This is a genomic window from Sphingopyxis sp. (assembly GCF_025869345.1).
GTDB lineage: Bacteria > Pseudomonadota > Alphaproteobacteria > Sphingomonadales > Sphingomonadaceae > Sphingopyxis.
In genome coordinates this window covers 1-11,819 of record NZ_JAOZVW010000046.1, presented here as the reverse complement: position 1 = coordinate 11,819, position 11,819 = coordinate 1, and the positions used below count along the sequence as shown (strand labels likewise).

The 11,819-nt window shown below is 66.0% G+C and carries 12 protein-coding genes; 7 read left to right on the top strand and 5 right to left on the bottom strand.

The genetic code is table 11. The features are described 5' to 3' along the window. Positions 1 to 110: 110 nt before the first annotated feature. Positions 111 to 578, bottom strand: coding sequence for an Lrp/AsnC family transcriptional regulator (locus tag OJI97_RS05420; protein ID WP_297661860.1), 468 nt, complete (start codon positions 576 to 578; stop codon positions 111 to 113). Next, complete coding sequence (locus tag OJI97_RS05415) at positions 575 to 1,096, bottom strand: Lrp/AsnC family transcriptional regulator (RefSeq protein WP_297661859.1); 522 nt, start codon at positions 1,094 to 1,096, stop codon at positions 575 to 577. Before OJI97_RS05415 ends, OJI97_RS05420 begins: the two co-directional genes overlap by 4 nt. A 217-nt stretch (positions 1,097 to 1,313) precedes the next feature. Here OJI97_RS05415 and OJI97_RS05410 point away from each other — a divergent pair, with 217 nt between their 5' ends. After that, positions 1,314 to 2,999 carry an FAD-binding protein gene (locus OJI97_RS05410; protein WP_297661857.1) on the top strand — a complete coding sequence of 562 codons (1,686 nt, stop codon included), beginning with the start codon at positions 1,314 to 1,316 and terminating at the stop codon, positions 2,997 to 2,999. 38 nt (positions 3,000 to 3,037) lie between these two features. Here the strand turns inward: OJI97_RS05410 and OJI97_RS05405 are convergent, their stop codons facing one another. The 3 genes from OJI97_RS05405 to OJI97_RS05395 are packed head-to-tail and all read right to left on the bottom strand — an operon-like array spanning position 3,038 to position 5,105. Then, positions 3,038 to 3,790, bottom strand: coding sequence for a glucose 1-dehydrogenase (locus OJI97_RS05405; protein ID WP_297661856.1), 753 nt, complete (start codon positions 3,788 to 3,790; stop codon positions 3,038 to 3,040). A gap of 6 nt (positions 3,791 to 3,796) precedes the next feature. Beyond that, positions 3,797 to 4,174, bottom strand: coding sequence for a nuclear transport factor 2 family protein (locus OJI97_RS05400; protein ID WP_297661855.1), 378 nt, complete (start codon positions 4,172 to 4,174; stop codon positions 3,797 to 3,799). A gap of 40 nt (positions 4,175 to 4,214) precedes the next feature. Continuing rightward, complete coding sequence (locus tag OJI97_RS05395) at positions 4,215 to 5,105, bottom strand: VOC family protein (protein WP_297661854.1); 891 nt, start codon at positions 5,103 to 5,105, stop codon at positions 4,215 to 4,217. A 370-nt stretch (positions 5,106 to 5,475) separates the two neighbouring features. Here OJI97_RS05395 and OJI97_RS05390 point away from each other — a divergent pair, with 370 nt between their 5' ends. The 6 genes from OJI97_RS05390 to OJI97_RS05365 are packed head-to-tail and all read left to right on the top strand — an operon-like array spanning position 5,476 to position 11,751. Continuing rightward, a complete protein-coding gene (locus tag OJI97_RS05390) occupies positions 5,476 to 6,687 on the top strand; it encodes an acyl-CoA dehydrogenase family protein (RefSeq protein ID WP_297661853.1) in 1,212 nt (403 codons plus the stop codon). Between the two features lie 13 nt (positions 6,688 to 6,700). Continuing rightward, positions 6,701 to 7,513, top strand: coding sequence for an alpha/beta hydrolase (locus OJI97_RS05385; RefSeq protein WP_297661852.1), 813 nt, complete (start codon positions 6,701 to 6,703; stop codon positions 7,511 to 7,513). Continuing rightward, positions 7,506 to 8,294, top strand: a complete 789-nt coding sequence (locus OJI97_RS05380; protein ID WP_297661851.1) for a fumarylacetoacetate hydrolase family protein — start codon at positions 7,506 to 7,508, stop codon at positions 8,292 to 8,294. The genes OJI97_RS05385 and OJI97_RS05380 overlap by 8 nt, the downstream gene beginning before the upstream one ends. 9 nt (positions 8,295 to 8,303) lie before the next feature. Continuing rightward, positions 8,304 to 9,248 (top strand): acetaldehyde dehydrogenase (acetylating), encoded by a 945-nt coding sequence (locus OJI97_RS05375; protein ID WP_297661850.1) that lies wholly within the window; start codon positions 8,304 to 8,306, stop codon positions 9,246 to 9,248. Next, a complete protein-coding gene (gene dmpG, locus OJI97_RS05370; RefSeq protein ID WP_297661848.1) occupies positions 9,245 to 10,291 on the top strand; it encodes a 4-hydroxy-2-oxovalerate aldolase in 1,047 nt (348 codons plus the stop codon). Before OJI97_RS05375 ends, dmpG begins: the two co-directional genes overlap by 4 nt. Further along, complete coding sequence (locus tag OJI97_RS05365) at positions 10,288 to 11,751, top strand: FAD-dependent oxidoreductase (protein ID WP_297661847.1); 1,464 nt, start codon at positions 10,288 to 10,290, stop codon at positions 11,749 to 11,751. Before dmpG ends, OJI97_RS05365 begins: the two co-directional genes overlap by 4 nt. The last annotated feature ends 68 nt before the right edge of the window (positions 11,752 to 11,819 follow it).

Below are 11,819 nucleotides of genomic sequence, written 5' to 3'. Positions count from 1 at the left end.
CCACCACCTTCGGTGGTCCCCCTCCCCGTGCCGGGGAGGAGCGGCTACGTCCGCTTCCCACCCCAAAGCGGCCGTTCCATGGCACTTTTGCGATCGGTAAAAGCCCGCGTTCAATCGACCAGCGCGCACCAGCGATAGTCGTGTTTGATGAAATTCTGGCCCAGGCTGTAACGCACGCGCCGCACGCCCGGGATCTTGTCGATCGTCTGGTGCAGGAAATCGGTGAGTTCGTTGCCGTTTTCGACCAGCGTCATCGCGAGGACGTCGGCGCGGCCGAGCGTGGTCGCGACGAAGCCGATCTCGGGCAGCGCGGCGAGCCGTTCGGCGACGCCTTCGATGTCCGCCGCCGTATCGGCCTCGACCCACAAATAGGCGAGGATCGGGTTGCGCAGCCGATTGGCGTTGGTAACCGCGGCGACGCGGATGACGCGATTGTCGAGCAGCCGCTTGAGTCGCGAGCGGATCGTGCCTTCGGTCAGGTCGAACTCGCGGCCGATCTCGCGGTTCGAGACGCGCGCGTCATGGCCGAGCCGTTCGATAATCTTGTGGTCGAGCTCGTCGAGACTGATCCTGGTCATAGCGGAGCCCATTCCGGATTATATTTGAACACCTTGAGTGCAAGGCTGGGGAAAATCCGCTCCACCCCGTCGATCTTCGCGATGACATGGGTCAGGAGCTGCTGCATCTCCTCCAGCGTTTCCGCCACCACCTGGATTTCCAGATCGTGGGTGCCGATCGCGACATTGACGGTGATGACGCGATCGAGTTCGGCAATGTCGGCACCGACGTCGCCCGCCGGCCGTCCCTTCACCTGCACGCCGACGGGCGCCAGATAACCGAAACCCATCGCGGAGAGATCGCGCATCGCAACGACGCGCACCATGCTCGCATCCTCGAGCCGGCGCAGGCGGGTGCGCACGGTCGCTTCGTTGAGACCCATGTCGCGCGCGATGTCGCGGTTGGCGATCCGGCCGTTCTTGCGGAGCGCCGCGATGATCTGCTCATCCACCTCGTCGAGCGCGAACGCCCCGGCATCCTGCCCGGTGCCCGCGGCCTTGCTCCGCGTCCTTTTTCCGGCTTTGGTCGCGCTTCGCAACGCCTTCACTCCCATCCCGCCCAAAAGGCCCGCAGCGCGCGCGCCCGATTTTCCACAGACCGCATCACCATCCTTCTGTCAACACCGGCAGCCCTATCGCAAATATTATGCGTTTGCGTAAAAAAATCATTTTTCAGAAACGCAATTCTTGGGTAATGATGCATAATAAGTCGTGAATGGCAAATTCCCGCGCCAAAGGAACAGAGGAGCAGCAAGGGTGGCACGTCGCGAAGTCGATATATTGGTCGTCGGCTCCGGCGCGGGCGCGCTCACCGCGGCCTTCACCGCGGCCGACGCCGGCGCCGACGTGCTCGTCGTCGAAAAAAGCGCGCGGTATGGCGGCACCTCGGCCACGTCGGGCGGCGGCATCTGGATCCCGAACAGCGCCGACGCACGCGCCAGGGGTCATGCCGACGATCCCGGCGAAGCGCTCGGCTATATCAAGGCTCTGATCGGCGACGACGTGCCCGAATCGAAGCTCGAAACCTATGTCGCGAGCGCCCACCGGATGTTGAGCTATCTCGCGGAGCGATCGGACGTCCGCTACACCGCCTATGCCTATTCCGACTATCATATGGACGTCGCGGGCGCGCGCGACGGCTGGCGGACGCACGACCCGATCCCGCTGATGGCCGATACGCTCGGCGAGGATTTCTGGAAGATGGAGCCGCCGCATACCGAGACGTTGACCTTCGGCCGCTTCACCTGGACGATGGAGGAAGCGAAGCTGCTCCTCACCATGAGTCCCGGCGCCAAGCCCTTGCTGTTCAAGCTGATGCTCAAATATGCCTTTGACCTGCCGTGGCGCTTCAAGACCAGGCGCGCGCGACGGTTGACCGGCGGCAATGCGCTGATCGGACGGCTCAAACTGTCGCTCGACCGCAAGGGCGTGCCGATCTGGCTGAACAGCCCGATGGCCGAACTCATCGGCGACAAGGGCCGGATCACCGGCGCGATCGTCGAACGCGACGGCGAGCGCATCGAGATTCACGCGCGCAAGGGCGTGGTGCTGGCGACCGGCGGCTTCGATCACAGCGAAGAACTGCGCCGCAAATATCTGCCGCAGCCGACCTCGGCCGACTGGAGCGCCGGGGTGCCGAGCAACACCGGCGACGGACTGGCAGCGGGCTTGAAGGCGGGCGCGGCGACCGACCTCATGGATTCGGCCTGGTGGGGTCCGGGCTTCCTGCTCGACGGCGAGGATCGCGCACGCATCCTGTTCGTCGAACGCGCCCTCCCCTCGTCGATCATCGTCAACCAGGCCGGGCGGCGCTATATGAACGAAGCCGCCTCCTATCATGTCGCGGGCGGCGAGATGCATCGCTGCAACCGGCCCGACGCCCCGACCGTGCCGTCGTGGTTCGTGTTCGATGCGCGCTATCGCGGCAAATATATGCTGGGACCGATGATGGCGGGCAAACCGTCGGCGGACGGCCGCCTGCCCGAAAATATGCGCAAGATATTGAAGAAAGCGGACGATCTTGCCGGCCTCGCAGCGCAGATCGGCGTCGATCCCGCGGTGTTCGCAGGCGAGGTCGCGCGCTTCAACGCCCATGCCGTAAAGGGCGAGGACCCCGATTTCGGGCGCGGCGCGTCGGCCTATGATCGGCACTATGGCGATGCTTCGGTGACGCCGAACCCGACGCTGGCGCCGATCGCCGAGGCGCCTTTCTATGCGATCCCCATCTACCCGTGCGACCTCGGCACCAACGGCGGGCTGCAGACCGACGACGACGGGCAGGTGCTCGATACGCAGGGCCGGCCGCTCGGCGGGCTCTATGCGGTCGGCAATGTGTCGGCGGCGGCGATGGGCCGCACCTATCCGGGCGCAGGCGCGACGCTCGGTCCCGCGATGACCTTTGGCTGGCGCGCCGCGCGCCATGCGATGCGGGTGAATGACTAACACCCTCATCCCGGCCTTCGCCGGGATGACAGGATTGTTCAACGCGCCAGATAGCCGCCGTCGACCGCGAGCGGGTGGCCGGTGATGAAGCTCGCCTTGTCCGAACAGAGGAAGACGACCGCATCCGCCACTTCCTGCGCTTCGCCGATGCGGTTCATCGGGTGCATCGCGGCGATGAAGCGCGCCGCCTCTTCCTCCTGCGCGACCGCTTCGACCATCGGGGTGCGGATCGCGCCGGGGCAGACGGCGTTGATGCGGATGCCCTGCGCGGCATAGCGCAGCGCCGCCGAGCGCGTCAGCCCGACGACGGCATGTTTCGACCCGCAATAGCCCGCACCGCCCGCGCCCGACAGGCCCGCGATCGAGGCCGTATTGACGATCGCCCCGCGCCCGGCCTTTTCCATATGGCGCAGTTCGGCGGTCATGCAGAGCAGGAGCCCGCGCTGGTTGACCGCGATGCTGCGGTCGTAGGCGGCAAGATCGCCCCACGGCGTTTCCATGCCTTCGAGCGCGACCCCGGCATTGTTGAAGGCGCAGTCGAGCGCGCCCCAATCGGCCACGAGCGCATCGACGAAGGCATCCACCGCCGCACCATCGGTGACGTCGAGCGCGCCGTGACGCGCCTCCCCTCCCGCCGCCGCGATCAGTGCCGCGGTTTCGGCCGCGCCGTCGGCGTTAAGATCGGCGACCGCGACCTTCGCCCCCGCGGCAGCGAAGGCGAGCGCGGTCGTGCGGCCGATGCCGCTGCCCCCGCCGGTGACGAACACGGTCTTGCCTGCCAGCAGCGGCATAAGCGCTCAAGCCTCCACCGAGCGCATGTTGGCCGGGCTCCAATAGGCGCGCATCTCAGCCACCTTGCCTTCGGCGTCGAACTTGAAGGTGTCGATCACCTCGATCTCCTTCGGCCCGCCGAAATCGACGATCACGGTGAAGGCGAAGGCGGCATAGTCGCCGCCGGTGCGCACGGGGCCATCGAGCCGCAGTTTGGCGCCCGCCTGCATCGACATCGTGTAGAAGGCGTGGATCGCGTCGCGGCCGCGATGGATCGGGGTGCCGATCGGATCCTCGACCGTCGCGTCGGCGGCATAAAGGTCGGCCACCATGGCGGCGTCGCCCTTGTCGAACGCCTCGACATAGCGCTCGACGGCGCGGACCATTTCCTCGTGGCTGGGCATGATAGTCTCTCCGATAAGGGGGTGATGGGTCAGCGCGGCGTCAGCCGCCGAAATCCCATTGGTGACCCCATTCGTCTTCCTTGATGCTGATCGTCGGGGTGAAGCTCTTCCAGTCGGGCTGAATGCCGCCGAAGCCATATTCGATGTCGAAACCGCCGGGGCTGCGCATGTAGAAGCTGACCATCTTGTCGTTCATATGCTTGCCGAGGCTCGACGAGATATGGACATTCGCGGCCTTGGCGCGATCGAGCGCGCGGCCGACGTCGTCGAGGCCGGGCACCTCGACCATCATGTGGACGAGCCCGCTCGGCACCGGAAATTCGGCGAGCGCGACGCTGTGGTGACGCGGATTGTCGCAATGGAGGAAGTGCAGACCGACGCCCGGATCGTCGGGCCCGCCGCCCTGCAGGTAAGCGCGCATCGTGTCGGTGTCGCCAAAGCCGAGCAGGTCGACATAGAAGGCGCGGGTTTCGGCCAGCTTCGTCGCCGGGAAGACGACATGCCCCATCCCCATCTCGCCGGTGACGAAGGCCGAGACTCCCGCGGGCGAGACGAACGGATCGCCATCGACGACGCGGCCCCAGCCGATCTCCAGCCGGTTGCCCGACGGGTCGGCGCAGCGGACGAATTCGACGACATGGCGGTCCTTCGCCTCCTCGGCGGAGGCGAACTCGACCGCCACGCCCGCATCGCGCAATCCGGCGATGCCGCGATCGAACGCGGCCTTGTCGGGATAGACGAGCCCCGCGGCATGGAAGCGCTCGCCGTCGCTTGGGCGGATCAGCATGCGAAACGGGCGCTCGTCCATTCTCAGGCGCAACCCGCCATCATGGTCGATCGCCTGCATTCCCAGCACCCGCTCGCCATAGGCGCGCCAGGCTTCGACATCGGCCGAATCGACCACGACATAGGCCAGTGACCTGATCGCCATTCGTTCATCCCCTATAGTCCCATGCGCATCCCGCGCACCAAGTTGAACGCAAGCTACAAGCGAACTTACCCGCTATCAAGTGTAATACGTAAAAATATGCTTTAAAAAATACGCAAACCGTTATTCGATACCGGTAGCAGCTCCACCGGTGAAGCACCCCCAGGACGCAGCGCCCCTACGGCAAGCAACGCTTTGCGTATCGGAGGCGGAGGCGCGCTACGCGGTTCAGCCCACCAAACACTCCGCAACGCCGTTTTGCATAGAAAGCGGATTGACAGCTTGCGTAGAGAAATGCAATATTCTCTACGAATATAGAAACGATATGACGAATGCGCCTTCCGCAAGCGCAGGAAACACCCGAGGAGAGCTTATGGCCACCGCCCTGAACCAAGCCGGCGAATCCGCCGTGCCCGCCGCCGAGGAGCTGATCGAACGCGCGCGCGCGATGATCCCGACGCTGAAGGCCCGGGCGCGCCAGACGACTCTCGACGGCAATGTCCCGGCGGAGACCGTGGCCGAGATGAAGGAAGCGGGCTTCTTCCGCATCCTCCAGCCCAAGCGCTGGGGCGGCTATGAAATGCACCCCAATGTCTTCTTCGCGGTGCAGAAGGCGCTCGCCGAAGGCTGCATGTCCACGGGCTGGATCTATGGCGTGCTCGGCTGTCACCCCTATGAGCTCGCGCTTTTCCACGATCAGGCGCAGCGCGACGTCTGGGGCGACAACAATGGCGAAATGCTCGTCTCCTCGACCTATCAGCCGGTGGGCAAGGTCGAGAAGGTCGAGGGCGGCTTCTACCTGTCGGGGCGCTGGGGCTTTTCCTCGGGCTCGACGCATTGCGGCTGGGTGCTGCTCGGCGCGATCAACTTCGACACCAGCGGCGGCCCGCCCGACATGCGCACGTTCCTGCTCCCGCGCACCGACTATCAGGTGATCGAGGGGACATGGGACGTCTTCGGGCTGCAGGGCACCGGCAGCTTCGACATCCTCGTCGAGCGCGTCTTCGTCCCCGAACATCGGACCCACAAGGCGAGCGACGGCTTCGCCTGCGCCAACCCCGGCCAGGCCGAGAATGACGGCCCGCTCTATCGCCTGCCCTGGGCGCAGGTTTTCGTCCGCTCGGTCTCGACCGCGGCGTTCGGCGGCGCCCGCGCCGCGGTGAACGCCGCGATGGAGATCATGCAGAGCCGCGTCTCGACCAACACCGGCAAGGCGTCGAAGGCCGACCCGCTGCTCCACGGCGCGATTGCGAAAGCCCATGCGCAGATTCTCGAAATGGAACTGACCCATCAGGCGACCTTCGACACGCTGATGACGAAATCCGAAAGGGGCGAGCCGATCACGCTCGAGGAACGCGCACTCTATGCCTATCAGTCCTCGACCGTGGTGCGGCGGCTCGCCGAACTGGTCGACGGCATGGTCCAGCTGCTCGGCGGCCGCGCCATCTATATGTCGAGCGCGATCATCCAGCCGTGGCTCGACCTCAACGCCGCGCGCGCGCACGTCGCGAACGATCCGGGCAACCGCGCCGCCGACGTCGTGATGACGCAGCTCGGCGAGCCGCCCGCCTTCACCTTCATGTGAAAAGGAACGATCGATGGGAGAGATGAAGGAGACGACCTACCGCGTCGCGGGGGGCCATGACATCGCGATTACCGAAGTGGGCTCCGGTCCCGCCGTCGTGTTCATCCACGGCAGCGGACCCGGCGCGTCGGGCCTCTCGAACTTCAAGCAGAATGTCGCGGCCTTCGCGGACGCGGGCTACCGCGTCCTGCTCCCCGACATGATCGGCTATGGCGCGTCGTCGAAGCCCGAGGGGATCGACTATACGCTCGCGCTGTTCACCGACACTTTGTTCGATGCGCTCGCGCAGGCGGGGGTGAGCGAGGCGGTGCTCGTCGGCAATTCGCTGGGCGGCGGGGTCGCGGTGCAGATGGCGCTCGACCACCCGGGCTTCGCGACGAAGCTGGTGCTGATGGCGCCCGGCTGCATCGAGGAACTGCCGGTCTATTTCGCGATGCCCGGCATCGCCAAGATGGTCGGCGACTTCACCAGCCCCGATTTCACCGTCGAGGATCAGAAAAAGCTCGTCTCGAATCTCGTCTACGACCCCTCGGTCATCACAGACGATCTGGTCGCCGAGCGCTATGCGGTCGCGCGCACCCAGCCCAAGGACGTGCTGGCGCGGATGCGCACGCCGAATCTGGCGCCGCGCCTCGGCGAACTGCCGATGCCGATCCTCGGTTTCTGGGGCCTGAGCGACGAATTCTGCCCTGCTTCGGGCGCGCAGCGTTTCCTCGACGCCTGCCCCGACGCGCGGTTCATGACCTTCAACAAGGTCGGTCACTGGGTGCAGGTCGAGCGCACCGACGAGTTCAACCTTTATGCGCTGGCGTTCCTGCGTGGCTGACGTCGCCGCCCACGGCGCCGAGCTGTTCGCCGCGCTTCGCGAGCGCCGCACGCTCGCACCGCTCAGCGAGCGCGATACGTCGCTGACGATCGACGACGCCTATGCGATCAGCCTCGACTTTCTCGCGCGCCGCACGGCGGAGGGCGAGCGCGTCGTCGGCAAGAAGATCGGCGTGACGTCGAAGGCGGTGCAGGAGATGCTCGGCGTCCACCAGCCCGATTTCGGCTTCCTGACCGATGCGATGCACGTCGAAGGCGCTATCGACGTCGATGCGCACCGCCTGATCGCGCCGCGCGCCGAGGCCGAGATCGCCTTCATCCTGAAAGCGCCGCTCAAGGGCCCCGGCGTCACCGCCGCCGACGTGCTCGACGCGACCGAAGCAGTCGCACCCTGCTTCGAGATCGTCGACAGCCGCATCGACGACTGGCGGATCGGCATCGTCGACACCGTCGCCGACAACGCCTCGTGCGGGGTGTTCGTGCTGGGCGCGGCGCGGCTCGACCCGCGCGGACTCGACCTGCCGGGCCTGCATGTCGCGGTGGCGAAGAACGGCGTGCCCTTGTCCGAGGGATATGGCCATGCGGTGCAGGGCGACCCCGCACAGGCGGTCGCGTGGCTTGCCAACACGCTCGGCGCGCACGGCGTCACGCTCGACGCGGGCGACATCATATTGTCGGGCAGCCTCGTCCCGCTCGCACCCGCGGCGAAGGGCGACACCTTCGAAATGATCCTCGGCGACGGCCACCGCACGCTCGGCCAGTGCGTCGCGCGCTTTGTATAAGGAACCATCATGACCCGCGTGAAGGCAGCGATCATCGGATCGGGCAACATCGGCACCGACCTGATGATCAAGATGATCAAATATCCGCAGAATATGGAGCTGGTGGCGGTCGTCGGCATCGACGAGAAGTCCGAAGGCCTCGCGATGGCGCGCGAGCGCGGCGTCGCGACGACGCACGAGGGGCTCGACGGGCTCAAAGCGATGGACGTCTATCCCGAGATCGGGATCGTCTTCGACGCGACCAGCGCCTATGCGCACAAGGTCCACGACGCGGCGCTGCGCGCCGACGGCAAGCAGGTGGTCGACCTCACCCCGGCGGCGATCGGCCCCTATACGATCCCGACGGTCAACGGCGAGGACAATTTGGGCGCCGGCAACGTCAATATGGTGACCTGCGGCGGCCAGGCGACGATCCCGATGGTCGCTGCGGTCTCGCAGGTAGCCACCGTCCATTATGCCGAGATCGTCGCCTCGGTCTCGTCGCGCTCGGCGGGTCCCGGCACACGCGCCAATATCGACGAGTTCACCCGCACGACTGCCGGAGCCATCGAAAAGGTCGGCGGCGCGGCGCAGGGCAAGGCGATCATCATTCTCAACCCCGCCGAACCGCCGATGATCATGCGCGACACGGTGTTCACCCTGTCCGAAGGCGCCGACGAGGCGACGATCCGCGCGAGTGTCGAGGCAATGGTGAAGAAGGTGCAGGCCTATGTCCCCGGCTATCGGCTCAAGCAGGAAGTGCAGTTCGAGCGCTTCGGCGACAACAACAAGCTCAAGATCCCCGGCCGCGGCGAGTTCACCGGGATCAAGACGATGATCCTGCTCGAGGTCGAAGGCGCGGGCGATTATCTGCCGCCCTATTCGGGCAATCTCGACATCATGACCGCCGCCGCCAAGGCGACGGGCGAATTGCTCGCCGAGCGCATCCGCGATGGGAAGAAGGTGACCGCATGACGAAGACATTCAACGTCGAGGCGGGCGACAAGCTCTATATCCAGGACGTCACGCTGCGCGACGGGATGCACGCGATCCGCCATATGTACGGCATCGACCATGTGCAGGCGATCGCGAAAGCGCTCGACGACGCGGGCGTCGATGCGATCGAGGTCGCGCATGGCGACGGGCTGAGCGGCGCGAGCTTCAATTATGGCTTCGGCGCGCATACCGACTGGGAATGGCTGGAGGCCGTTGCGTCCGTGCTGACCAAATCGGTGCTGACGACATTGATCCTGCCCGGTGTCGGCACGGTCGAGGAGCTTCGCCGCGCCTATGACCTCGGCGTCCGCTCGGTGCGCGTCGCGACGCATTGCACCGAGGCCGACGTCTCGAAGCAGCATATCGGCATCGCGCGCGACCTCGGCATGGACGTCGCGGGCTTCCTGATGATGAGCCATATGATCGAGCCCGAGGCGCTGGCTGAGCAGGCTCTGCTCATGGAAAGCTATGGCGCCGAGTGCGTCTATGTCACCGACTCGGGCGGCGCGCTCGACATGGACGGGGTCCGCGACCGGCTCTGTGCCTATGACAAGGTGCTCAAACCCGAAACCCAGCGCGGCATCCACGCGCACCACAACCTGAGCCTCGGCGTCGCGAACAGCATCGTCGCGGCGCAATGCGGCGCGGTGCGCATCGACGCCAGCCTCACCGGCATGGGTGCGGGCGCGGGCAATGCGCCGCTCGAGGTGTTCATTGCCGCCGCCGACCGCAAGGGTTGGAACCACGGCTGCGACGTCAACAAGCTGATGGACGCGGCCGAGGATCTGGTGCGCCCGCTTCAGGACCGCCCGGTCCGTGTCGACCGCGAGACGCTCGCACTGGGTTATGCCGGGGTCTATTCCAGCTTCCTGCGCCACGCCGAAAAGGCCGCCGAAACCTACGGCCTCGATACCCGCACCATCCTCGTCGAACTCGGCCGCCGCAAAATGGTCGGCGGACAGGAGGACATGATCGTCGACGTCGCGCTCGACATGCTCAAGGCGAAAGACGCCGCCGCATGAGCGACTACACCACCGCTCGCCCCGTCGCCCACGACCAGGTCGAGCGCTGGGACGAAGAATGCGACGTCGCGATCGTCGGCTTCGGCGCCGCGGGCGCCTGCGCCGCAATCGAAGCGGCGGAGGCGGGCGCCGGGGTGATGCTGTTCGAAGCGTCCTCGGGCAGCGGCGGCGCCTCGGCCCTGTCGGGCGGCGAAATCTATCTCGGCGGCGGCGGCGGCACCGATGCGCAGCGCGCCGCGGGATTCGAAGACAGCACCGAAGCGCTCGAAACCTATCTGACGATGGCGGGCGGCCCCGACGCCGACGCCGCGAAGATCGCGCTCTATGCCCGCGAGAGCCTGAACCACTATCAATGGCTCAAGGATCAGGGCATCCCCTATAAGGGGACGTTCCTGCCCGGAAAGATCATCGAGCCCGCCGAGGACGACACGCTGATCTGGTCGGGCAGCGAAGCCGCCTGGCCCTTCTCCGACGCCGCGACGCCCGCGCCGCGCGGGCACACGATCCAGTCGATGGGCTGGGGCGGCGGGCGCAAGCTGATGGACATCTTCGAAGCCCGCGTCCGCGCGCTCGGCGTCGATGTCCGCTGCGACGCGCGCGTTTTGTCGCTGGTCGCCGATGGCGAAGGCCGCGTCACGGGGATCGCCGTGCGCATCGACGGGCAGCCGCGGTTCGTGCGCGCCCGCAAGGGCGTCATCCTCGCGACCGGCGGTTTCTGCATGAACCGGGACATGCTCCGCCGCTATGCCCCGCAGACGCTGCGCCTCAACGATCCGATCGGCGAGAACGACAATGGTTCGGGCATATTGATGGGCATGGGCGTCGGCGGCGATGCGATCCATATGGACGAATTTTTCACCACATGCCCGTGGATCATGCCCGAAAGCCTGGTGAAGGGGATTTTCGTCAATGCGCGCGGGCAGCGTTTCATCAACGAGGATTGCTATCACGGCCGGGTCAGCCGGACGATGCTCGACCAGCCAGGGGAACGTGTCTATCTGCTCGTCGACAATGCGATCTTCGGCCGCCCGCTCGACATCGCGCGGATCGAAGTCGCGGCGGTTGGCGACAGTTGGGAAGAGGTCGAGCGCGAGCTCGGGATGCCTCAGGACACGCTGGCGGCGACCGTTCGCACCTTCAACCGCTATGCCGCCGAGGGGCATGATCCCGTGTTCCACAAGGCGCCCGAATGGCTGAAGGTGCTGGACGAGGGACCGTTCGCGGCGCTCGAACTGAATATCGGGACCAGCTTCTTTTCCTTCTTCACGCTGGGCGGGCTGCACACGCGTCCGTCGGGCGAAGTGCTGGGTCGCACGGGCGAATCCATCCCCGGCCTCTATGCCGCCGGCCGCGCGACGTCGGGCCTGCCGCGCTGGGGGCATGGCTATAGCTCGGGCCTGAGCCTCGCCGACTGCACCTTCTTTGGGCGGATGGCTGGGAAGAGCGCGGCGGCGGGTTGAGCCCGGTCTATCATTCGTCATTGCGAGCGCAGCGAAGCAATCCAGAGCGGTTTACGCCACTCTGGATT

Excerpts from the sequence above, each read along its gene's own strand:
- OJI97_RS05420 (WP_297661860.1), bottom strand. The coding sequence starts at position 578 with ATGACCAGGATCAGTCTCGACGAGCTCGACCACAAGATTATCGAACGG.
- OJI97_RS05405 (WP_297661856.1), bottom strand. The coding sequence starts at position 3,790 with ATGCCGCTGCTGGCAGGCAAGACCGTGTTCGTCACCGGCGGGGGCAGC.
- OJI97_RS05400 (WP_297661855.1), bottom strand. The coding sequence starts at position 4,174 with ATGCCCAGCCACGAGGAAATGGTCCGCGCCGTCGAGCGCTATGTCGAG.
- OJI97_RS05395 (WP_297661854.1), bottom strand. The coding sequence starts at position 5,105 with ATGGCGATCAGGTCACTGGCCTATGTCGTGGTCGATTCGGCCGATGTC.
- OJI97_RS05390 (WP_297661853.1), top strand. The coding sequence starts at position 5,476 with ATGGCCACCGCCCTGAACCAAGCCGGCGAATCCGCCGTGCCCGCCGCC.
- OJI97_RS05385 (WP_297661852.1), top strand. The coding sequence starts at position 6,701 with ATGGGAGAGATGAAGGAGACGACCTACCGCGTCGCGGGGGGCCATGAC.
- OJI97_RS05375 (WP_297661850.1), top strand. The coding sequence starts at position 8,304 with ATGACCCGCGTGAAGGCAGCGATCATCGGATCGGGCAACATCGGCACC.
- dmpG (WP_297661848.1), top strand. The coding sequence starts at position 9,245 with ATGACGAAGACATTCAACGTCGAGGCGGGCGACAAGCTCTATATCCAG.
- OJI97_RS05365 (WP_297661847.1), top strand. The coding sequence starts at position 10,288 with ATGAGCGACTACACCACCGCTCGCCCCGTCGCCCACGACCAGGTCGAG.